Origin of the sequence: Cryobacterium sp. PH31-AA6 (genome assembly GCF_030063195.1) — a bacterium.
GTDB lineage: Bacteria > Actinomycetota > Actinomycetes > Actinomycetales > Microbacteriaceae > Cryobacterium.
Genome location: NZ_JASISS010000006.1, coordinates 15,292 through 36,695 on the forward strand (window position 1 = coordinate 15,292; position 21,404 = coordinate 36,695).

The 21,404-nt window shown below is 68.3% G+C and carries 18 protein-coding genes; 7 read left to right on the plus strand and 11 right to left on the minus strand.

The genetic code is table 11. The features are described from left to right. Positions 1-137: 137 nt before the first annotated feature. Positions 138-866, plus strand: coding sequence for a thioredoxin-like domain-containing protein (locus QMG61_RS06465; RefSeq protein WP_283493520.1), 729 nt, complete (start codon positions 138-140; stop codon positions 864-866). A 120-nt stretch (positions 867-986) separates the two neighbouring features. On the opposite strand, the gene QMG61_RS06470 is transcribed toward QMG61_RS06465, so the two are convergent. From QMG61_RS06470 to QMG61_RS06485, 4 genes are all read right to left on the minus strand, one after another. Then, positions 987-2,918 carry an ABC transporter ATP-binding protein gene (locus QMG61_RS06470; RefSeq protein WP_283493521.1) on the minus strand — a complete coding sequence of 644 codons (1,932 nt, stop codon included), beginning with the start codon at positions 2,916-2,918 and terminating at the stop codon, positions 987-989. 181 nt (positions 2,919-3,099) lie between these two features. Then, positions 3,100-4,074 (minus strand): carbohydrate ABC transporter permease, encoded by a 975-nt coding sequence (locus QMG61_RS06475; protein WP_283493522.1) that lies wholly within the window; start codon positions 4,072-4,074, stop codon positions 3,100-3,102. Next, positions 4,071-5,204 (minus strand): carbohydrate ABC transporter permease, encoded by a 1,134-nt coding sequence (locus tag QMG61_RS06480; protein ID WP_283493523.1) that lies wholly within the window; start codon positions 5,202-5,204, stop codon positions 4,071-4,073. Before QMG61_RS06480 ends, QMG61_RS06475 begins: the two co-directional genes overlap by 4 nt. A gap of 179 nt (positions 5,205-5,383) precedes the next feature. Further along, positions 5,384-6,700, minus strand: coding sequence for an ABC transporter substrate-binding protein (locus tag QMG61_RS06485; RefSeq protein ID WP_283493524.1), 1,317 nt, complete (start codon positions 6,698-6,700; stop codon positions 5,384-5,386). A gap of 298 nt (positions 6,701-6,998) precedes the next feature. On the opposite strand from QMG61_RS06485, the gene QMG61_RS06490 reads away from it, so the two are divergent. Beyond that, positions 6,999-8,027 carry a LacI family DNA-binding transcriptional regulator gene (locus QMG61_RS06490; RefSeq protein WP_283493525.1) on the plus strand — a complete coding sequence of 343 codons (1,029 nt, stop codon included), beginning with the start codon at positions 6,999-7,001 and terminating at the stop codon, positions 8,025-8,027. A gap of 27 nt (positions 8,028-8,054) precedes the next feature. On the opposite strand, the gene QMG61_RS06495 is transcribed toward QMG61_RS06490, so the two are convergent. The 7 genes from QMG61_RS06495 to QMG61_RS06525 all read right to left on the minus strand — a co-directional run bounded on the left by QMG61_RS06495 (position 8,055) and on the right by QMG61_RS06525 (position 15,245). Beyond that, positions 8,055-9,287 (minus strand): MFS transporter, encoded by a 1,233-nt coding sequence (locus QMG61_RS06495; protein WP_283493642.1) that lies wholly within the window; start codon positions 9,285-9,287, stop codon positions 8,055-8,057. A gap of 68 nt (positions 9,288-9,355) precedes the next feature. Continuing rightward, positions 9,356-9,829 (minus strand): MarR family winged helix-turn-helix transcriptional regulator, encoded by a 474-nt coding sequence (locus QMG61_RS06500; protein WP_283493526.1) that lies wholly within the window; start codon positions 9,827-9,829, stop codon positions 9,356-9,358. A gap of 156 nt (positions 9,830-9,985) precedes the next feature. Beyond that, positions 9,986-10,369: a 50S ribosomal protein L7/L12 gene (gene rplL / locus QMG61_RS06505; protein WP_283493527.1), complete on the minus strand. Its 384-nt coding sequence runs from the start codon at positions 10,367-10,369 to the stop codon at positions 9,986-9,988. A gap of 52 nt (positions 10,370-10,421) precedes the next feature. Next, positions 10,422-10,937 carry a 50S ribosomal protein L10 gene (rplJ, locus tag QMG61_RS06510; protein WP_134365673.1) on the minus strand — a complete coding sequence of 172 codons (516 nt, stop codon included), beginning with the start codon at positions 10,935-10,937 and terminating at the stop codon, positions 10,422-10,424. A gap of 278 nt (positions 10,938-11,215) precedes the next feature. Beyond that, positions 11,216-12,913: a cation:proton antiporter gene (locus QMG61_RS06515; RefSeq protein ID WP_283493528.1), complete on the minus strand. Its 1,698-nt coding sequence runs from the start codon at positions 12,911-12,913 to the stop codon at positions 11,216-11,218. 107 nt (positions 12,914-13,020) lie between these two features. Beyond that, complete coding sequence (locus QMG61_RS06520; RefSeq protein WP_283493529.1) at positions 13,021-14,499, minus strand: sensor histidine kinase; 1,479 nt, start codon at positions 14,497-14,499, stop codon at positions 13,021-13,023. After that, positions 14,499-15,245, minus strand: a complete 747-nt coding sequence (locus QMG61_RS06525; protein WP_283493530.1) for a response regulator transcription factor — start codon at positions 15,243-15,245, stop codon at positions 14,499-14,501. The genes QMG61_RS06520 and QMG61_RS06525 overlap by 1 nt, the downstream gene beginning before the upstream one ends. A gap of 172 nt (positions 15,246-15,417) precedes the next feature. Between QMG61_RS06525 and QMG61_RS06530 the strand changes: the two genes are divergently transcribed. The 5 genes from QMG61_RS06530 to QMG61_RS06550 all read left to right on the plus strand — a co-directional run bounded on the left by QMG61_RS06530 (position 15,418) and on the right by QMG61_RS06550 (position 21,373). Continuing rightward, the gene (locus tag QMG61_RS06530; RefSeq protein WP_283493531.1) at positions 15,418-16,896 is read left to right on the plus strand and encodes an ABC transporter permease; all 1,479 of its coding nucleotides are present in this window, start codon (positions 15,418-15,420) and stop codon (positions 16,894-16,896) included. Positions 16,897-16,962: 66 nt separating this feature from the next. Further along, positions 16,963-17,634, plus strand: coding sequence for an ABC transporter ATP-binding protein (locus QMG61_RS06535; RefSeq protein ID WP_283493532.1), 672 nt, complete (start codon positions 16,963-16,965; stop codon positions 17,632-17,634). A 209-nt stretch (positions 17,635-17,843) separates the two neighbouring features. Continuing rightward, on the plus strand, positions 17,844-18,473 hold the full coding sequence (locus tag QMG61_RS06540) for a YqaJ viral recombinase family protein (protein ID WP_283493643.1): 630 nt from the start codon (positions 17,844-17,846) through the stop codon (positions 18,471-18,473). 381 nt (positions 18,474-18,854) lie between these two features. Further along, on the plus strand, positions 18,855-19,919 hold the full coding sequence (locus tag QMG61_RS06545) for an NADP-dependent oxidoreductase (protein WP_283493533.1): 1,065 nt from the start codon (positions 18,855-18,857) through the stop codon (positions 19,917-19,919). Then, complete coding sequence (locus QMG61_RS06550) at positions 19,916-21,373, plus strand: cryptochrome/photolyase family protein (RefSeq protein WP_283493534.1); 1,458 nt, start codon at positions 19,916-19,918, stop codon at positions 21,371-21,373. The genes QMG61_RS06545 and QMG61_RS06550 overlap by 4 nt, the downstream gene beginning before the upstream one ends. Positions 21,374-21,404: the final 31 nt, after the last annotated feature.

Consider the following 21,404-nt stretch of genomic DNA (forward strand, 5'->3'; position numbering starts at 1 on the left):
CGAGCACATTTCCCACTCTAGCGAAGCGCGCCCGGCGTCACCAGACTGGGCATTGGCCAGGCGGGGCCGGGGTCTGGCGGGACTCGGCCCTGGTTCAGGCCGGCTGCGTAGACTCACGACCATGATGGAATCCGCCCATGCCCGTTGACGATCACTCGCCGACCGGCGCCGGCGCGCAGATCGGCGACTCTGCGACGGATGCCCCGGAATCGCCGCGCGAGCAGAATCGCCGGATCTGGAACCGCCGTTTCGGCCTCGCCCTCGGCGTGGTCGGGGCCGTCGCCGTGAGCGCGCTCCTGGTCTCGTCGGTGCTTCCGCCCTCGAGTGCGCCGGGCGAATCGGCCGGCCGCACCGGAGCGGGCTCGGCAACCTCGACTGCGACGCCGCCGACCGGGTCGGGCACACCGTCGGCCGGGACCGTGTCCCCGATCGACGGGCTGGAGACGTTCGCGAACGAGCCGAAACACGTGACAACCTCGGTGGCCTACCCGCAGACCCCGCCCGCCGGTGGACCGCACAGCCCCGTCTGGCTGAACTGCGGCGTCTACGACCGGGCCGTGCCCGATGAGAACGCGGTGCACTCGCTCGAGCACGGCGCGGTGTGGGCGACCTATGATCCGGCGCTCCCCCCAGCCGAGGTCGCGGCCCTCGTGGCCGCGTTGCCCGGCGACCAGGTGCTCGTCTCGCCCTACCCCGGCCTGGGCTCACCGATCGTGCTGACCGCGTGGAATGTGCAGCTCCGGCTCGCGTCCGCGGATGACCCGCGCATCCCCGCCTTCGCCGCCGCCTACCTGAACGGGCCGACCGCTCCCGAGCCCGGCGAATCCTGCTCGGGCGCCCTCGAGGCCCCCGGCAAGGTCGGCTGACGTCTCGCGGCCCTCGTTGCGGAAGCGGGCGCGCGGAGGAGCGTGGGCCCGCTTCTCAAACGCGGGCCACGAGCATAAACCGGGCTACTCGACGGGCTACGCGACGAGCTACTCGACGGGCTACTCGGCCGGATGCTCGGTGGAACGCAGCCCCGACGGCGACGGTTCGGTGATCTGCTCGGCGTAGAGGTGCGCGTAGACCCCGTTCGCGGCGAGCAGGCCGGCGTGGGTGCCCTTCTCTACGACGCGGCCCCCGTCGACGACGAAGATCACGTCGGCGGAGACGATGGTCGAGAGCCGGTGCGCGATGGCGATGGTGGTGCGCCCCCGGGATGCCGTGTCGAGCGCGGTCTGCACAATGCGCTCGGAGATCGAGTCGAGGGCGCTCGTCGCCTCATCGAGGATGAGCACCTCTGGGTCTTTCAACAGCACTCTGGCGATGGCGATCCGCTGCTTCTCGCCGCCGGAGAGCCGGTAGCCACGCTCCCCCACGACCGTGGCGTAGCCATCGGGGAAGGAGGCGATGGTGTCATGGATGCTCGCGGAACGCGCCGCGACCTCGAGTTCGGCGTCGGTCGCATCCGGTTTCGCGTAGCGCAGGTTCTCGGCGATCGTGGCGTGGAAGAGGTAGGTCTCCTGGCTGACGATACCGATCTGCGAGACGAGGGATTCCTGGCGCAGATCGCGCACATCAACGCCGGAGAAGAGCACGCGTCCGGCCGAGACCTCGTAGAAGCGCGGGATCAGGTAGGACACCGTGGTCTTGCCTGCCCCGGACGGTCCGACGAAGGCCGCGAACTGGCCCGGTTCGATCCTGAACGAGACGGCGTCGAGGGTCGGTCGCGAGTCGGCCCCGGCGTCCGGGTACGCGAACGTGACGGCGTCGAACTCGACCCGTCCGGTCTCCTCGCCGGCGGCCGGTACGTCGCCGGCGGCCGGAGCGTCGCTGATGGCCGGCGTGAGGTCGAGGTACTGGAAGATGCGGGCGAACAGGGCGCTGGAGGTCTGCAGGTCGAGCGCCACCCGCATCAGCCCGAGCAGCGGGAACAGCAGCCGGGACTGCACTGTGGTGAAGGCCACGATCGTACCCGGCGTGATGTCGGTCATGCCGTTTCCCATCAGCAGGCCGGCGACCAGGTAGACGATCGCGGGGATGCTGGAGAGAAAGATGCTCACCATGGCGAAGAACCACTGGCCGCTCATCTGCTGGCTGACCTGCAGTCGCACCTGGTTGTCGTTCTCGTCCGAGTAGCGGCGGATCTCCGCCGGCTGCCTGGTGAAGCTCTTGGAGAGCAGAATGCCGGACACGCTCAGGGTCTCCTGGGTGATGGCGGTCATGTCGGAGAGCGACTCCTGCGTCTTCGACGCGATCCGGGCGCGCACCTGGCCGACCCGGCGTTGGGCGATGACGAGGATGGGCATCAGGATCACGGCGACGATCGCGAGCTGCCAGTTCAGCAGGAGCATGGCCACGAGGGCGGCGATGACGGTGACCACGTTGCCGAGCAGGCTGGAGATGGTGTTGGTGAGCACGCTCGCCACACCGCCGACATCGTTCTGCAGTCGGGATTGGATGATGCCGGTCTTCGTCTTGGTGAAGAAGCTGAGTTCCATCGACTGGAGGTGGGTGAACAGGCGCACCCGAAGGGCGCCCATCACCGAGTTGCCGACCGTGGCGGTGAGCCAGGTCTGCCACACGCCGAGCAGCTGGGAGCCCAGGTAGATCCCGATCATCAGGCCGACGAGCGTGGCGAGGCGTGGCAGGTTCGGGTTGCCGCCCGGAGGAAACAGTCCCTCGTCGAACGCGCGTTGCACCAGCAGCGGCGGTACCACCGAGAGTGCCGCGCTGATGAAGACGAGTACCACGGTGATCGACAGGTCGCGGCGGTGGGGCGCGAAGAGGGACCCGATCCGGCGCAGCAGGTTCGGGATGCGCGGGGCCTGGGCGTTCTCTGCCCGTTGGGCCACGGCATCCCCGCCGCTGACCCGGCCCCGGGGTCGTCCGTACTGACCGGCCTGGCGCGGGCTGCTGCCGCCGTGCATTCCACTCATGGATTCACTCTAAGCTCCCTAGGCGGCTTAGTGATCCGGGCTCCGGGTTCGGTGCTGGCTCTTGCTGCGGGAACGGCGACAGTCACCGGCCGATACGACGATTCCCGCCCCGCTCCGCCGCGGCCGGCGAGGCGGGGCGGTGGAGCGGGACGGGAATCGGTCGTGGGCCTGGCCGGGCCTGTTACCCCTTGGTCGAGCCGGCCAGCAGGCCGCGCACGAAGTAGCGCTGGAGGCTGAAGAACACGATCAGCGGAACCAGGATCGAGATGAAGGCTCCTGCGGTGAGCAGGTGCCAGTCCTGACCGCGGCTTCCGGTGATCTCGGCCAGCAGTTTCGTCATCGGCGCGACCGCGCCGTCGGCGAAGATCAACGCCACCAGCAGGTCGTTCCAGACCCAGAGGAACTGGAAGATGGCGAAGGAGGCGATGGCCGGCATTGTCAGCGGAAGCACGATCCGGAAGAACACCTGGCCGTGGCCCGCGCCGTCAACCCGTGCGGCCTCGATCACGTCGGCCGGGATCTCCGAGACGAAGTTGTGCAGCAGGTAGATCGCCAGCGGCAGGGCGAACATGGTGTGCGCGATCCAGACCTGCGAGTAGCCGCCGGAGCTGCTGATCGCCGTGACCACCGGGAAACCGAAGATCTCGCCCTTGGAAAAGAATCGGAGCAGCGGCACGAGGGCCATCTGGATGGGCACGATCTGCAGCGCGAACACCGCGATGAACAGCACGTTCTTGCCCCGGAAGTCGATCCAGGCGAAGGCGTAGGCGGCGAGGCTGGCCACGATGAGGGGGATGAGCGTCGCAGGAAGGGTGATCGCGATGGAGTTGAAGAACGCTCCGGCCAGGTTCAGCTGGCTGTTGCCGGCCGCGAGCACGTCGGTGTAGTTGTCGAGAGTGACTCCCCAATTCGAGAAGATCGTCCACCAGCCGGTGGTCCGCACCTGCTGAGCGGGCCGGAACGACGAGACGAACAGGCCGAAGGTGGGAATCGTCCACAGCACCGCGATCACGAGGGCCGCAGCGGTGGCGCCCCTGCTGGTCAGGCGCTTCTTGGTGCGCCGCGCCGCGGCGAACTCCGCCTTTCGGCCGCCTTTACGCAGCTGCTTTTCGGTCGCCGGGTCGACGGGGAGCTCAACTGGAAGGATCGCGCTCATCGGATTCCCCTCTGCTTCTGGATCTGGCGGGCGTTGTAGACGACGATCGGCAACACGAGAAGGAACAGCACGACGGCGAAGGCCGCCGAGCGGCCCAGCTCAAAGTTCTTGAACTGGGTGTACATCTCGTTCGCGATCACGCTCGTGCTGTTGGCGCCGGCGGTCATGGTTCGCACGATGTCGAAGACCTTGAGCGAGGCGATGGAGATCGTCGTCAGAACGACGATGAGGGAACTGCGGATGCCGGGGACGGTGACGTTCGTGAACTTCTGCCAAGCGTTGGTGCCGTCCAGTTCCGCGGCCTCCAGCTGCTCGGCGGGTACGCCTTTGATGGCCGCGGACAGCACGACCATCGCGAAACCGGTCTGCACCCAGATCAGAACGACGATCAGGAAGATCGTGTTCCACGGCTCGTTGGCGATGAAGTCGACCGGCTGACCACCGAACCACACCACGACCTGGTTGAGCAGGCCGATCTGATTCTGGTCGGCCGGGCGGGCGGTGTAGACGAAACGCCAGATGATCGACGCACCGACGAAGGAGATCGCCATGGGCATGAACACCATGATCTTGAAGTACTTCTCGCCGCGGCTCTTGTCGATGAAGACCGCGTAAGCGAGCCCGGCGATGGTGGACACGAGCGGAGCGATCAGCACCCAGACGATGGTGTTGAGCACCGTGCGGATGGCCTCCGGCTGGGTGAACAGCCAGATGAAGTTGTCCAGACCGATGAAGGCGGTTCCGCGTGAGTTCATGAACGACTGCACCGTGGTCTGGATGCTCGGGATGACCAGGCCGATCGCGAGCAGCAGGATCGCCGGCGAGAGGAATCCGAACAGCTGGAAGAGGTAGCCGGCTCCGGCGCGGGAACGGTAGTCGACGATGAAGAACACCCCGCCGAGGACTGCAGCGGCGGCGGCGGCCCACCAGTAGGATCCGGCGGCCAGGAGAACGAGCAACGGAGCGGCCACGCAGACCACGAGTCGGATGACGGTGTAGATCGTGCCCGACCGCGGAGCGATCTCGACGAAGAACAGGATCGCCCCGACCAGGGCGACGAAGGCAAGAACGATGATGGGGATTTGTGCGAGGGCCGGCAATTGCCCCAGCCAGGCAAAGAACGCTGACATCTGAAACCTCTCGAGTACGACTATGGGCTCACGGTGATCGCTGGTTTGGCGGGGAAAATTTACCGCCACGCTACACCCACATGAGAGTGGGCCGCCCGGTTTTTTAGGACGAGCGGCCCACACTGATGGGTGCTGCTATTACACGTGCCGTGCTGGTCGGGGCCGAAGCCCCGGTCGTGCTACTTGGACGGCCAGCCGCCTTCGATGCTGGTCAGCACCTCGTCGGTCGGAGTGCCGTTGATCCAGTTGACCATTCCCTTCCAGAACGTTCCGGCTCCCACCGAACCCGGCATGAGGTCGGAGGCGTCGAAACGGAAGGTGGTCTTCGGGTCCTGCAGGATCTTGATGGCCTGCTGAAGGATCGGGCTCTTCGCGTTGGCGGGGTCGAGACCCTTGTTGGCGCTGATCACTCCACCGAGGCTGACCCGGCTGTTCGCCCAGTCCGCGCTGGAGAGGTAGGCCTGGACCTTCTGGGTGTCGGCGTCGTCGGAGAACGCACCGACGATTTCGCCACCACCGGTGACGGCCTGTCCGCCTGCTTCGGCGGCCGGGGTGATGAAGGCCCAGACGTCGCCGTCAGGACCGACCTTTCCGCCGGCATCCGTGATGAAGCCGTCGAAGAAGGACGCCTGGTGCGTCAGCGCGCAGGTGCCGTTGGCGATCGGAGTGGCAACGTCGCCGAAGGCGGTCGTGCCGATCGAGCGCACGTCGCCGAAGGTGGCGTTGACGTAGGCCGGGTTCAGCAGGATTTCGCCGAGGGAGTCGAACGCGGTCTTGATCGCGGGGTCGGTGAACGGGATCTCGTTCTTGACCCACTTGTCGTAGGTCTCCGGTCCGGCTTCGCGCAGAACGAGGTCTTCGACCCAGTCGGTGCCCGGCCAGCCGGTGGCGTCGCCGGAGCCGAAGCCGGCGCACCACGGTGCAGTGCCGGACTTCTCCTGGATGGTCTTGGTCACGGCGAGCAGTTCGTCCCAGGTCTTGGGAACTTCGACGCCCCACTCCTTGAACTTGGCCGGCGAGTACCAGATGAAGCCCTTGACGCTGGCCATCAGCGGTGCGCCATAGAACGTGTCGCCGACAGTGCCGTAAGCCTTCCAGTCCTTGGACCAGTTCTTGTCGACGTTGTCCTCTACGGCCTTCGGAGCCGGCTTGAGGAAGTCACGGCTGGCGAGGTCCGCGAGCAGGCCCGGCTGCGGGAAGATGGCGAGGTCGGGAGCGTTGCCACCCTGGGCGCGGATCGCGATCTGCGCTTCGAACTCCTTCGACGATTCGTACTGAATGTCGATGTTGTTCTTCTTCTCCCAGTCGGCCCAGGACTGCTCGAGCAGCTTGGCCTCGGTGTCCGCGATCGTGCCGTACAGGGTGACGACGCCATCGCCCGCGGCGCCGGCATCGGCTGTCGTGCTTCCGGGGCCACCGGAACAACCGGCCAGGGTCAAACCGGCGATCGTCGCTATCGCGACGGATGCTGTGAAACGGCGGTGCGAGAGCCGCATTAGTCCTCCTCATTGAGATGTGGCGGTGTTCGAGTGGGCTTTTCCCAGGGACACCGAAGTGCTGCAGGTGCTGGAATCGACCGTATAGGGAACCGGTTCCACACCACAAGTTACGGCACGATCCCCCTGATCCGCAAGACCGATGTGGTCACGAATTGAAAAAGATCTTCTGAGAGCGCTCTCAAGGGGCGGTGGGCGCGTTCGGGGCGACGCGCGGCGCAGATATTCATGGAACCGGTTCCAGAGTGGGGAGAATGCGGCTAGTCTGTCGTCAGCACAACCAACGACGGAGGCCGGAATGAGCGCGATCGCGGATGTCGCCCGCCTCGCCGGCGTGGCGAAGGCCACGGCGTCCCGGGCGCTCAGCGGCCGGGGCTACGTGTCGGAGGAGACCAGACTCAAGGTCGTCGCCGCGGCCAGGGCGATCGGTTACGTCGCCTCCCCCAACGCCGCCAGCCTGGTCACGGGCCGCACCAAGAGCGTCGGCGTCATCATTCCCTTCATCAGTCGCTGGTTCTTCTCCGAGGTGCTCGAGAGCATGGAGGAGACTCTTCTCGCCCAGGGCTACGACATGACCCTCTACAATCTGCCGGCCGCCTCGCCCGAGCGGGACAGCGTCTTCGAGTATTTCCTCGCCCGCAAAAGGTTCGACGGGGTGATCTCGGTCGGCGTCGCCCTCAGCGCGGGAGAGGTCGACCACCTGCACCGCCTCGGCCGCCCGCTGGTCGGCATCGGCGGTCCGATTCGGGGAGTGCCGACGATCGCGATCGACGACGTCGCCTCCGCCCGACTTGCCACGGAGCACCTGCTCAGCCTCGGGCACCGCGACATCCTGCACATCGGCGGCAACCAGGCAGATGAAATGGACTTCAAGGTGCACAGTCAGCGATTGACCGGGTTCTATGCGGCCATGGAGGAGGCCGGCTGCCGGCCCGAGGGTGCATTCCGCCCGTGCGAGTTCACCATGCCGGGCGGGTATCGGGTCGGCCTGTCCGTCTTCGGCGACCCTCGCAGCCGACCGACCGCGGTCTTCGCCGCGAGCGACGAGATCGCGATGGGCCTGATCGTCGCCGCCAGGGAGCTGGGAATCCAGGTGCCCGCGGACCTGTCCGTGATCGGCATCGACGGGCATCCGTATGCCGAGATGTTCCGCCTGACCACGCTGGAGCAGCACCCAAGGTTGCAGGGACAGCTCGCCGTGACGACGCTCCTCACCGAGCTCGAGTCCCCCACACCCCGGAACGATTCCGACCATCTGACGGTGCTGCCGACCAACCTTGTCTTCCGCTCGAGCACGAGCAGACCGCGGAGCCACGCCGGCGCCTGACCGGTCGCGGGTCAGCTCGGGCCCCGCTCAGCTGTCGCCGGCGCCGATCGCCTCCGCTTCCTCGAGTGGGTCTACCTGCCCGTTGGCGCGGGCCAGGTGCCGATGCCCGGCCAGGAGAATGGCGACTGCGACGAGCACGGCTGCCGCCGCTGCGACGAACGGGCTGGCCGGCCCGACCGAAGCCGCTAACAGCGTCGCGGCGGGCGGCGCGATGGCTCCGCCGAGAAAACGCACCCCGGAGTACGCCGAACTCGCCACGGAACGTGGCAGGTCGGTCGCCTCCATCACGCATTCCGTGAGCACGGTGTTGAGCACGCCGAGCAGCAGGCCGCCGATGACGACGCAGGCGACCAGGCCGACCGCGGATCCGATCGACCCGGCAGCGGCCAGGAGGTCCAGCGTGAGCAGCGGGAGCACGAACCAGAGTACCCGGGTGCGCGGCATCCGACGGGTCAGGATCGGTGCGACCCAGACCGAGGTGATTGCGAGCGAGAGCCCCCAGCCGAAAAAGACGAGCCCGAGGGTCACGGCGCTGCCCAGGCCCAGCGGCACGAGGGCGAACGGGGTGTAGGCCAGGAGTACGAAGAAGCCGATGTTGTAGAAGAAGGCGGCGGCGGCCAGCACGCCGAGCCCGGGGCGGGCGAGCGCCCGGAACGGGGCCGAGACGCGGATCGGCGCCGGCCTGGTCGGCTCGGACTTCAACATCACGACGATGGCCACGAAGCCGACCGCCATCAGCGTGGCGCTGCCGAAGAACGGACCGCGCCAGCTCAGGCTGCCGAGGAGGCCGCCGATCAGCGGGCCGATGGCGATGCCCAGGCCGAGCGCCGCCTCATAGAGGATGATCGCCGAGGACGTGCCGCCCGAGGCTGCGCCGACGATCGTGGCCAGGGCGGTGGAGATGAAGAGCGCGTTGCCGAGACCCCAGCCGGCCCTGAAGCCGATGATCGACTCCACGTCCTGCGACAGGCCGGCCGCCAGGGCGAAGGCGATGATCAGTGCGAGGCCGATCAGCAGGGTTCGCTTGGCGCCGATCCGGCTGGACAGCCAGCTCGTGAAGAACATGGCGATGCCCGTGATCACGAGGTAGCTGGTGAACAGCATCTCGGTCTCGGTCGGCGAGGCCGCGAGGTCGCGCGCGATGGCCGGCAGGATGGGATCGACCAGGCCGATCCCCATGAACGCGATCACGCAGGCGAAGGCGACCGCCCAGACCGCGGTCGGCTGGTGCAGGATGCTGCGGGCCGGCTCCGCCGTCACGGCCACATGCGTGGACGCACCGACGTCGATTCCCGAGGGGCTGCCTACGGCGCGGCCGGTGGCACGGCTCACCGTTCGCCGCCGAGCTCTGCGATCGGGGCGGCCAAGCCGACCGGGTCGCTCCGGTCAACCCGATCCCGGAGGATCCAGAGAGCGCGCTCGAGCACGGCGATGTCTGCGGCGGGCAGATCGGCGAACATGGGGAGCAGCGCCGTCGCGATCTCGTCCCGCCAGCCGAGCAGTGCGGCCTCCCCGGCCGGGGTGATCACCGTCTGGGAGACCCGGGCGTCGAGAGGGTCGGACAGGCGGGTCGCCCACCCGCGCAGCTCGAGATGGCTGACGAGCTTGGTGGCCGTCGGCTGGGAGACCCGGCTCCGCACGGCGAGTTCGCCGAGACGGATCGAACCTGATTCGCGCAGCGCGCTGAGCGTGCGCCAGACGGCCGGCGATTCCGGGTTCACGGCGGCGTGGGCGGCCACTCTGGTCAACCGGTGGTTGACCGAGACGAGGTCGCCGAGGATGGTGTGCAGGGTCATGGGCATCACTCCACTATACATAGCCAAGCTATATATATTCATCCGGAGTGGCATTGCCGGGTTAACGGCCGGAGGGCGTCGCATCCAGGGATGCGACGCCCTCCGGCGTGCTGGACGGCTGACGCCGTCCGACCTCACTGGACCCCCAGGGGGCCCGGTTAGTTACTTGAGGACTGCGGTGGCGCCGGCAGCTTCGAGAGCAGCCTTGCCCTTTTCAGCGGCCTCCTTGGAGACGCCTTCGAGGACGGCCTTCGGCGCGCCATCGACGACGGCCTTGGCCTCGCCAAGGCCCAGGCTGGTGAGCTCGCGCACAACCTTGATGACCTGGATCTTCTTGTCGCCGACGGCTTCGAGAACGACGTCGAACGCGCTCTGCTCTTCGACCTCTTCAACAGCAGCGGCCGGTCCGGCAGCGCCGGCAGCGGCGACCGGAGCAGCAGCGGTGACCTCGAAGGTCTCCTCGAACGCCTTGACGAACTCGCTGAGTTCGATGAGGGTCAGACCCTTGAACTGTTCGAGCAATTCTTCGGTGGAAAGCTTTGCCATGATTTTTCTCCCTATAGTTTCTTAGTTACTCACCGCCATGCCAGGCAAATGCCTAGTTCGCGGACTCCTGCTTCTCACGCAGCGCCTCGATGGTGCGAACAGCCTTCGACAGTGGTGCGTTGAACAGATATGCGGCTCCGAACAGCGAGGCCTTGAATGCGCCGGCCAGCTTGGCCAGCAGCACTTCGCGGGACTCGAGGTCGGCGAGCTTGCCTACCTCTGCGGCGGTGAGCGGGTTACCGTCGAAGTAACCACCCTTCACTACCAGGAGAGGGTTTGCCTTGGTGAAGGCACGCAGGGTCTTCGCGACGGCGACAGGGTCTCCGTGCACGAATGCGATTGCGGACGGACCGACAAGCTCGTCGTCAAACGACGTGATGCCGGCGTTGTTGGCCGCAATCTTGGTCAGCGTGTTCTTCACCACGGCGTACGTGGCGTCCGCACTGATGGAAACGCGCAGCGTCTTGAGCTGCGCAACAGTGAGACCGCGGTACTCGGTGAGCAGAACGGCGGTCGAGCTCTGGAATTTCTCCGTAAGCTCGGCGACCGTTGCTTCCTTGTTCGCCATGGCGCTCCTCTTGGTTTTCATGTGCCGGTAGCCCGGGGCGCAGACATGAAAAAAGCCCCAGCGCAAGCGCCGGAGCTGGGAGGCACTCCGCGAGGGAGTGCATGACCTACTTCGATTCCTGCGCGGGCCGTTCACGTGAATGAACCTTCGATCACCGCTCCCTGTGCAGGGGCGATGACAACCGGCGGTCTTTGGCTAAGCATCACTCTAGGTGACGCGGGCCGTGCCCGCAAATCGGGCCGGGGTCACCGGCCGGGTGCGCACTCCGGACCCGGCCATTATCCGGATCCGCTGAGGCGGAACTCCTCGCTGTCGAGCAGGTGCTGGGCGCGCTCGACCGCTCGGGAGCTGTACGAGCCGGTCGACCTCGCGTCGAGCAACGCGTCACGTTCCGCCCGTAGCACCCGGAGTCGCAGGGCCCGGTACTGCTCCTGCGGTCCGGCGGCATCCGTGTCGGGCGACTCCGACAGTGACTGCTGGCGCCGGGAGCTCGCCAGGCGCACCCGCTCCACCACCTGGGAATCGAACCGGCGGCCGTCGTCCTGGGCCACGGCGGGGTTGTCGAGCATCGCGAGGCCGACGCCCGTCATCTCCGCGACGAGGGTCGACAGTTCCGCGCGATCCGCTGCCTGGTCGCCACCGCGCATTCCCAGTGACCTGATCAGCAGCGGAAGCGTCCCGCCCTGAACGAGCAGCGAGACGATGGCGACCGTGAAGGCGATGAGCAACAGCTGTGCGCGGTACGGGGTGGCGGCCGGCAGGGAATGTGCCGCCGCCACGGTGACGACACCGCGCATGCCAGACCAGGCCAGCACGGCGCCGCCCCGCCAGCCGAGCCCCTCCGTGGTCACGAAGGCGAAATCGGCATGCCGCCGTCGCACGGTCAGTCGATCCTTCCTCGCACCTTGCCCGTCCGCGCCCGGGAGGTCTCTCCGCCATCGCCCGGCGAACGATGTGGACGGGCCCTTCTCCCTCGCTCGCCGTCCGTCGCTCCGGAGCAGGGCGAGCAACGGGACTACGAACGCGATGCGGACCAGGGTCAGCACGAGTGTGGCGAGCAGCCCCAGCGCGATCGCCTGACTGACACTGAAGTGGTCATCCTTCACCTGGTCGATCAGACCCTTCAACCCGAGGCCCATGACCAGGAATACACCGTTCTCCAGCACGAATTGGACGGTTCGCCAGTTCAGGCGCTCATTGATGCGGTCCTGCGCAGAGAAGAGTTGGGCGCTCCGGTGGCCGGTCACCATTCCGGCGACGACGACGGCGAGCACACCGGATGCCTTGATCTCGTTGGCCGGGATGAACGCCAGGAACGGAACGGCAAAGGAAATGGTCGTGTTCAGCACGACGTCGTCGAGGTGAGAACGGAGCCAGACCGTGACCTGCCCCACCACAAACCCGATCAGGATCGCCGCGACGACCGCGTAGGCGAAGTCGCCGATGACGTCGAGAAGCGCGATGGAGCCGGCCGTCGCCGCCACCGCCGAGCGCAGCAGGACCAGGGCCGAGGCGTCGTTGACGAGGCTCTCCCCGTGCAGGAGGGTGATCAGCCTCGGCGGCAGTCCGAGCCGGCGCCCGATCGCCGTCGCGGCGACGGCATCCGGGGGGCTGACGACCGCGCCGAGGGCGATGGCCGCCGGGAGGCTCAGCGCGGGCAGCAGCCAGTGGAACACCAGGCCGACGATGAACGCGCTGACCAGGACGAGCAGCACGGAGAGCCCGGTGATGGCCTTGAGGTTGCGGCGGAAGTCGACGACGGGGAGGGTGACGGCCCCCGCATAGAGCAGCGGCGGGAGCACGGCGCTGAGGATGAAACCGGGCGGAATGGCCACATCGGGGACGCCGGGGATCAGGCTTCCGGCGACGCCGGCGAGAACGAGCACCAGGGGCGCGGCCACGCCCAGCTTCGGCCCGACGACGGCCGCGCCGACGAGGAGGAGGATCCCGAACACCCCCAGGAGCGAGTAAGTCACTTCGCCATCGTAGGATCCTCGCCCCCGCGTCGGCCGGGAAAGCGCCCGCCGAACCTGACCCGGTTCTCAGAAACGCAGGTTCCCTGCGCCGCGTGCGGCGGGGCGGGTCAGCCGAGCGGCACGGCCACCCGGAAGCAGGTGCGGCCGGGGTGACTGTCCACGCTGACCTCGCCGTGGTGGGCGGTGACGACGGCGTCGACGATGGCCAGGCCGAGGCCCGTGCTGCCCGTGCCCCGGAAGCGGGAGGTGTCGCCGCGGGCGAAGCGTTCGAACAGGGTCTCCCGGAGGTTCTCGGGGATGCCTGGGCCGTCATCCGTCACGGTCACCACTGCCCGGTCGCCCGCCAGGGACAGCTCGACCTCGACGCTCGCCTCCGGCGGCGTGTGAATTCGGGCGTTGGCGAGCAGGTTGGCGAAGACCTGGTGCAGGCGCGCGGCGTCGGCGACGACCTGGACCGGTTCGTCGGGCAGTTCGAGGCCGAGGACCCGATCACGGCCGGCGGCGTGCGCGTCGCTGACGACGTCGACCAGCAGGCTGGTCAGGTCGACCGGGCCGAGTTCGAGCTCCCGGCCCTCGTCGAGCCGGGCCAGCAGGAGCAGGTCCTCGACCAGTCCGGTCATCCGGATCGATTCGGATTCGATCCGCCCGAGCGAGTGCAGGGCGTCGGGCGGGAGATCCTGGCCGGTGCGCCGGGTGAGTTCGGAGTAGCCGCGGATCGAGGCGAGCGGGGTGCGCAACTCGTGGCTGGCATCCGCGACGAACTGGCGCACCTTTCGTTCGCTGGCGTGCCGGGTCTCCAGGGCGACGTCCACGTGGTCGAGCATCCGGTTGAGCGCCGATCCCACCCGGCCGACCTCGGTCCGCGGGTCGGTGTCGGCGGCCGGAACGCGCTCGACCAGGGAGACCTCCCCGCGGTCGAGGGGCAGTTCGGCCACCCGGGCCGCGGTCTCGGTGACCCGCTGAAGCGGGCGGAGGGCAAGGCGCACGATCCACATCGCCAGGACGGCGACGACGATGATTCCGGCCAGCGAGACCACACTGATGATGATCGCGAGTTGAGCGGCGGTGCCGTTCACCCCGGACAGCGGCAGCCCGACCAGATAGAGGACTCCACTGCGATTGATGTTGGCCATGATGCGGTAGTCGCCCACGGTGCCGCCGAGGTCGATGCTCACGGCACGGGACGGTTGCATCGCCCGGGCGAGGATCTCCTTCTGGTGGGTGCTGAGCTCGGCGATGGTGCCGCTCACCGTGGAGTAACCGGAGGAGATCGTCGCACCGTCGAAGACCAGCGCGAGCGTGCCGGGCGGCTGGGCCGGTCCGTTCAGGATCATCTCGGCCGTTGGGGTGAAGAGTCCGGCCGTCCCATCGTCCGCGCCCCGACGCCCGTCGAGCGCAGCCTGGGATCGGTCGGACGCCGAGCTGAGCTGCGTGTCGAGGCCGTCGAGCAGGGATGCCCGGAGGATCGCGACGCTGACCAGCCCGATCGAGATGCTGACCAGGGCGAGCAACCCGACGACGGCGAGCACAAGCCGTCGACGGAGTGTCCACGGCGCACGGGGTCGTCGGAGCCGCTTCAGCTTCATCAGGCGGTCTTCAGCATGTAGCCGGCGCCGCGAACCGTGTGGATCATCGGCTCGCGACCGGCATCGATTTTCTTGCGCAGGTAGGATATGTAGATCTCCACGACGGAGGACTTGCCACCGAAGTCGTAGCTCCAGACCCGGTCCAGGATTTGGGCCTTGCTCAGCACCCGCCGCGGGTTTCGCATGAGGAAACGCAGCAACTCGAACTCGGTTGCGGTCAGCTCGATCGGATCGCCGCCCCGGGACACCTCATAGCTGTCCTCGTCGAGGGTGAGGTCGCCGACGGAGATTCTCGGATCGGTGGAGTCGGACACGGCCAGGGTCGACCGGCGAATGAGGCCGCGCAGCCGGGCGACGACCTCCTCGAGGCTGAACGGCTTGGTGACGTAGTCGTCGCCGCCCGCGGTCAGGCCGGCGATCCGGTCATCGAGGGAGTCCTTAGCCGTGAGGAAGAGCACCGGGGTTTCGTGGCCGTCGGCGCGCACCCGCTGCAGCACCTGGAGCCCATCGATGTCGGGCAGCATGATGTCGAGCACGATCGCATCCGGCCGAAACTCGCGAGCGATGGTGAGTGCCTGGCGGCCCTCGCCGGCGGTGCGCACCTCCCAGCCCTCGTAGCGCAGGGCCATCGAGAGCAGGTCGGTGAGGGTCGGCTCGTCATCAACGACCAGGACCCGGATCGGGCTGCCGTCCGCCTTGTGCAGTCGCGGGGCGCGGGCGGCATGGTCGGTCTCACGAGTACTCATGTTTCCAGTATCCCGAGTTATCTATGAAATGGCTATGCGCCGCCCGTGGCATTCCTGTGAGGACGCCCGGTCTCACCTCCATGGCTGATTCATAGCTTGCCGATAGCACTGCCACAGCCGACGCTCGTAGCGTCTTCTGCGGTGATGGTTCCATCGCCGGAACTGGAGAACCATGTTTATCACTTACCTGCGACGGGAGCTCGCCGGCCGCCGCAAGCAGACCGCGATCGTCGCGATCGGCATGGCACTGGCCATCGCCCTGGTCATTATCGTCAACTCCGTCTCGAGCGGCGTGCAGCTGGCCCAGGCCAAGGTTCTCGAATCCGTCTATGGCGTGGGAACGGACATCACGGTGAGCCAGACGCCCACCGCACCCGCGGCCGGCGACACCAGCGGGGCGCGACAGAAGTTCGACTTCGGCGCTGCCGACGGCACCGCGGCCGATGGAACCACCACCGTCAACACCTCGCGGTTGTCGGCCACCCGCGGCACGTCGACGTTCGACTCGACGGCCCTGGCCACGGTGGGCAACGTCGACAACGTGAGCGGAGCGGCCGCCACCCTCGCGCTGGAGAACACGACCTTCAACGGGGCCCTGCCCACGCGCACGCAGGGCTCGGCGATCGCTGACGGTGCCGCCCCCGCGGCTGGCGCCACCCCGCCCGAGGGCGGACCGGATGGCGCCGGTGGCAGCTCATTCGACGTGAACTCCTTCTCCGTTCTCGGACTCGACCCGACCAATGAAGCGGTCGGCCCCCTCTCCGCGGTGACCCTCACCGACGGCCGCTCCCTCGCCAAGACGGATGCCGGCACCAACGTCGCCGTGCTCGACTCCAGCTACGCCACCTCCGCGTCGCTCGCCACCGGCGACACCGTCTCGATCGCCGGCACCGACTTCAGCATCGTCGGCCTCGTCACCGCGACCTCCGCCGACGCCGCCACGGCCGCGAATGTCTACATTCCGCTGGACGTGGCGCAGACGCTCTCCGGGCTGACCGGGCAGGTCTCCAACATCTACGTGCAGGCGGCATCCTCCACCGACATCGGCCAGGTGCAGGCCGGCATCGAGAAGGCGCTTCCCGCCGCGACCGTCAAGACCCAGGCCGACCTCGCCTCGAGCGTGTCCGGGTCCCTCTCCAGCGCCTCCGACCTGGTCAAGAACCTCGGCCTCTGGTTGTCGCTGATCGTGCTCGCGGCCGCCTTCCTGATCGCGGTGCTCTTCACGGTCACCGGGGTCACCCGCCGCACCCGGGAGTTCGGCACCCTCAAGGCGATCGGCTGGTCGAACGGCAGGATCGTGCGACAGGTGGCAGGTGAATCCCTGGTCCAGGGGCTGATCGGCGGCGCGGCGGGCATCGCGATCGGGCTCCTCGGCATCCTCGTCGTCAACATCGTCGCCCCCACCCTGACCGCCGGAACCGCCGTCGCCGCGGCCGGGCCCGGAGCCGGAGCCGGTCCTGGCGGCGGCCGGTTCGGCGGCGCCACCCAGGCGGCCGCCACCTCGGACATCGTGCTGACGGCGCCGGTGACGGTGTCGGTGATCCTGATCGCGGTCGGTCTGGCCGTGCTCGGCGGGCTGCTCGCCGGTGCGATCGGCGGCTGGCGCGCCTCACGCCTGCGTCCGGCCGAGGCCCTGCGCAGCATCGCCTGACCGACCCAGGTCGCCGCCGACCGCCCAATCTCGAATTTCGCACCGACAACCCGAAGGACTCAGCAGATGTATGAACTGACGAATGTGACCAAGAAGTACGACCAGGGCAAACGCTCCGTGGTCGCGCTGAGCAACGTGAGCGTGTCGATCCCGGACGGCCAGATGATCGCCATCCAGGGGCCGACCGGGGGAGGCAAGTCGACCCTGCTGCAGATGCTCGGGGCACTTGACCGGCCCACCGACGGCACCGTGCAGCTCGGCGACGCCGACCTCTCCCGACTCGGTGACGGCAAGCTCGGCCGGATCAGGGCCACCCAGATCGGCTTCGTGTTCCAGGGCTTCAACCTGATCCCCACCCTCACCGCACAGGAGAACGTGGAGACCGCCCTCGCGCCCATCGGACTCGGCCACGCCGAGCGCCGGGCGCGCGCGGCCGCGGCCCTCGATTCCGTCGGCCTCGGGGACAGGGGCGGCCACCTGCCCGCCGAACTCTCCGGCGGCCAGCAGCAGCGCGTGGCGATCGCCCGCGCCCTGGTGAAGGAACCGACCGTGCTCCTCGCCGACGAGCCCACCGGAAACCTCGACGAGGAAACCCGGGACGAGATCATGGACCTGCTCGAGGGCCTCTGGCGCGACCGAGGTCTCACCCTGATCGTGGTCACCCACGATTCGGCGGTCGCCCGCCGGGCCCAGCGCCGCCTGCAGATCAAGAAGGGCGTGCTCAAGGAAGTCGCCTGACCCGCTGCCGGCGCCTGCCCTGGCGCCGGCGCCGGCATCCGCCCCCCCGGTCGCCCTGCGCGCGTCGCCGGCCGGCCGGCGTCACCTCCTCCTCGCCGCGCCCGTTTCGGCAGGCCGCGCCCGCGTCCGCGGGCGCGGGCTGCCGAAAGGGGCGCGGCCTGGCGTCGATGGGGGCCGGAGCGGGAGACAATGGGGAGGTGACCGACACCATGCTCTCTCTTTTCGAGGAGAACGAGTCATCCGTGCCGGTCGCTGCACCGTCCCCGCCACACCTGCTCCGCATTGTCGCGGACTCGACCGACCGAGTGGCCTGGTTGCGGGCGCGGGCCCAGGGGATCACCGCAACGGATGCCGCCAAACTGGCCACGCCGAAATCGGTGCAGAACGCGGCTTTCGACAAGTTCAACGGCAGCAGCTTCAGCGGGAACACCTTCACCGACCACGGCCGGGCCAGGGAACCCGAAATCGCGGCCTGGGTGCTCGGTAACTACGGGATCGAACCGAGCACGACCCTCTTCCACGCTGCGGAGCACCGCCGGCACCTGGCCACCCCGGACGGGGTCGGTACGGGACCCGGCGGGCTGGAACTCGCCGAGATCAAGACGACGAGCAAGCCGTGGCGCAGCATCCCGCGCTCCTACCTCCGCCAGGTCTGGTGGCAGCAGTACGTGCTCGGAGCCGAACGCACCCTGCTGGTCTGGGAGGAACACAAGGATTTCGTGCCCGTGAACGCCGAGCCGGAATGCCGCTGGATCGAGCGCGACGACAACCAGATTGCGATCCTGGTCGGTTACGCCAATGACCTCATCGCCCGGCTGAACACCATGAGCGCCAGGTAGCCGCAGGCAGAACGGACCGCGGCACTGAGTTCGGCCCTTGCCGCTTGGCGAAAGGCTGAACGCGGCGTCCGGCGAGAGGCCTGTCGAGCGGCGCCAGGAGAGCGAGTGCCGGAAGAAAATGACCGTGGACACGGTGCCACGGTTCCCGGCGGGACCCTCATGGCCCCCTAAAAAGAGAACCTCGGTCCCCCTTTATGAGGACAGACTATTCGTCCGCGCCACCCGACGACCAGAGTCGCCTACCCCCCAAGACGGGGGACATCGGGGATTTACACGCCCCCAATTGAGGTCACATTCGTTTGCCCCGGCGGAATCGGCCGAGACGGGCCCGATGTTCCCCGTTCCGCGCGGCGGAGCCCGTCCCCGGTGGACAATGGGGAAATGGGAAACGCCACGAAAATGCCCTTGTCCATGCGCGCACTGATGATCGATCGCCCCGGCGCCCCCGACGAGTTTCACCTCGCGGAGGCGCCCGTCCCGCTCGTTGTGCTCGACGAGCTTCTCGTTCGGGTCGTGGCGGCCGGGGTCAACCCGATCGACGCCAAGACCCGCGCCGGCAAGGGTGTCTCCGCCGCGATCTCCGCCTACCCGGCGGTGCTCGGCAACGACTTCAGTGGCGTCGTCGTCAGCTCACCCTACGACGCATTCCCGCTGCGCCCCGGCGACGAGGTGTACGGCATGGCACGGGTCCCGCGCACGTCGGGCAGCTACGCGGAGTACGTCGCCGTGTCGAGCATGAGCGTCACCCACAAGCCCAAACGGCTCAGCCACATCGAGGCCGCCGCCGTGCCGCTGGCCGCGCTCACGGCCTGGGGCATGGTCGTGGACCTGGCCGAAGCCGCACCAGGGCAGCGGATGCTGATCCATGGCGGCAGCGGTGGCGTCGGCCACTTCGCGGTGCAGTTCGCCAAGGCGTTCGGAGCCCACGTGATCGCCACCGGGTCGACCCGCAACCAGGAATTCCTCCGCCGGCTCGGCGCCGACGAGGTCATCGACTACACCGTGACCCGGTTCGACGAGGTGCTCACCGGGCTTGACTCGGTGATCGACCTGATCGGCAACGTGCACGACAACACGGGAACCCGGTCCCTCCGCGTGCTTCGGGAGGGCGGCATCCTCGTCAACGCTCCGACCGGGAGCTGGCCGACGATGGCCGCCGATGCCGCCGCCGCGGGAGTCGACGCGACCGGCTTCAAGGTCGCGGCCGACGCTCGCACCCTGGACTGGATCAGTGAGCTGATCGACGACGGCACCGTGCGCGTGCACGTCGACCGGGTGTTCGAATTGGCCGAGGGGGCCGCGGCCCACCGCGAGATCGAGCAGGGCCACACCAGGGGCAAGATCGTGCTGCGCATCTCCGACGTGCCGCTGACCGATGGGCACTCCCACGGCAGCGTGGCCGGGGACCCGGGGGCCGCCGGCCCCGGGGCGGAATCACGCGCGTGACCGGAATCGAAGAGCCGCCCGGGGACGAGACCGGAACCGGGCCGTCGATCGTCTGGTTCCGGGACGACCTTCGACTCGCCGACAACCCGGCACTGCACGCGGCCGTGGCCCGCGGACGTCCGATCGTGGCGCTCTATCTGCTTGACGAGGAATCGGCCGGGATTCGCCCGCTCGGCGGCGCGGCCCGGTGGTGGCTGCACGGGAGCCTGACCTCGCTCGCCGACTCGCTGGAGCGCCTCGGCGCCCGGCTGACGCTCCGGCGCGGACCGGCCGAGGCCGTGCTGACGGAGCTGGCGGCATCCGTCGGCGCGGGCGCCGTGTTCTGGAACCGCCGCTACGGAGCCGCCGAACGGGTCGTCGACGCGCGGCTCAAGTCCGGGCTGCGCGCGGCGGGTATCGACACCCGCAGTTTTGCCGGGTCTCTTCTGCACGAACCGTGGACGATCCGGACCGGGCAGGGTGGACCGTATTCGGTCTTCACTCCGTTCTGGCGGGCCTGCCAGGCCGGTCCGCCGCCCCGGCCGCCGCATCCGGCGCCCACGGCTCTCCCCGGCTACCGGGGGCGCCTCGACTCCGATCCGCTGGCAGACTGGGCGCTTCTGCCCACTCGGCCCGATTGGGCGGCCGGGCTGCGCGCGGCCTGGCAGCCGGGCGAGGCCGCCGCGCATCGACGGCTCGACACCTTTCTGCGGGATTCGCTGACCCGTTATGCCACCGAACGCGACGAACCGGCCCGAACCGTGACCTCCCGGCTCTCTCCGCACCTGCGCTGGGGCGAGATCAGTCCATTCCAGATTTGGCATGCGACCGAGTGGGGCCGGATCGGCCTGGCCGGCCCCGGCCAGGCGAGCGCGACACGGTTCCTCACCGAGGTGGGCTGGCGCGAATTCAGCTATCACGTGCTCTACAACGCCCCCGACCTGGCCAGCGTCAACCTGAGACCGGAGTTCGACGCCTTCCCGTGGCCGCCCCTCGACGAGCGGGCCCTCGACGCCTGGCGACGCGGGCACACCGGCTTCCCGCTGGTCGACGCGGGCATGCGCGAACTCTGGCGCACCGGCAGCATGCACAATCGGGTACGAATGGTGGCGGCGTCATTCCTGATCAAGAACCTGCTCATCGACTGGCGGATCGGGGAAGAGTGGTTCTGGGACACCCTCGTCGACGCCGATGCGGCGAGCAATCCGTTCGGCTGGCAGTGGGTGGCCGGCTCGGGCGCCGACGCTGCCCCCTACTTCCGGGTCTTCAACCCCGAGCTGCAGGCAAAGAAGTTCGACCCGGACGGAGAGTACATCCGCGAGAACGTGCCGGAGTGGGGAACGGATGAATACCCGGCACCGATCGTGGACCTCGGCGAGACGAGGCGCGCGGCCCTCGCCGCGCACGCGCAGATCACCGGGCTGAAGGAACAGTCGATCGCGGCCCGCGCCGCCCGGGCCTCGGGCGCGGAATAGGGTGCGGGCCGAGCCCTGACCCGAATTCGGC

Excerpts from the sequence above, each read along its gene's own strand:
- QMG61_RS06520 (WP_283493529.1), bottom strand. The coding sequence starts at position 14,499 with ATGAAGCTGAAGCGGCTCCGACGACCCCGTGCGCCGTGGACACTCCGT.
- QMG61_RS06530 (WP_283493531.1), top strand. The coding sequence starts at position 15,418 with ATGTTTATCACTTACCTGCGACGGGAGCTCGCCGGCCGCCGCAAGCAG.
- QMG61_RS06490 (WP_283493525.1), top strand. The coding sequence starts at position 6,999 with ATGAGCGCGATCGCGGATGTCGCCCGCCTCGCCGGCGTGGCGAAGGCC.
- QMG61_RS06535 (WP_283493532.1), top strand. The coding sequence starts at position 16,963 with ATGTATGAACTGACGAATGTGACCAAGAAGTACGACCAGGGCAAACGC.
- QMG61_RS06545 (WP_283493533.1), top strand. The coding sequence starts at position 18,855 with ATGGGAAACGCCACGAAAATGCCCTTGTCCATGCGCGCACTGATGATC.
- QMG61_RS06475 (WP_283493522.1), bottom strand. The coding sequence starts at position 4,074 with ATGAGCGCGATCCTTCCAGTTGAGCTCCCCGTCGACCCGGCGACCGAA.
- QMG61_RS06470 (WP_283493521.1), bottom strand. The coding sequence starts at position 2,918 with ATGAGTGGAATGCACGGCGGCAGCAGCCCGCGCCAGGCCGGTCAGTAC.
- QMG61_RS06540 (WP_283493643.1), top strand. The coding sequence starts at position 17,844 with ATGCTCTCTCTTTTCGAGGAGAACGAGTCATCCGTGCCGGTCGCTGCA.
- QMG61_RS06500 (WP_283493526.1), bottom strand. The coding sequence starts at position 9,829 with ATGCCCATGACCCTGCACACCATCCTCGGCGACCTCGTCTCGGTCAAC.
- QMG61_RS06525 (WP_283493530.1), bottom strand. The coding sequence starts at position 15,245 with ATGAGTACTCGTGAGACCGACCATGCCGCCCGCGCCCCGCGACTGCAC.
- rplJ (WP_134365673.1), bottom strand. The coding sequence starts at position 10,937 with ATGGCGAACAAGGAAGCAACGGTCGCCGAGCTTACGGAGAAATTCCAG.
- QMG61_RS06480 (WP_283493523.1), bottom strand. The coding sequence starts at position 5,204 with ATGTCAGCGTTCTTTGCCTGGCTGGGGCAATTGCCGGCCCTCGCACAA.
- rplL (WP_283493527.1), bottom strand. The coding sequence starts at position 10,369 with ATGGCAAAGCTTTCCACCGAAGAATTGCTCGAACAGTTCAAGGGTCTG.
- QMG61_RS06485 (WP_283493524.1), bottom strand. The coding sequence starts at position 6,700 with ATGCGGCTCTCGCACCGCCGTTTCACAGCATCCGTCGCGATAGCGACG.
- QMG61_RS06465 (WP_283493520.1), top strand. The coding sequence starts at position 138 with ATGCCCGTTGACGATCACTCGCCGACCGGCGCCGGCGCGCAGATCGGC.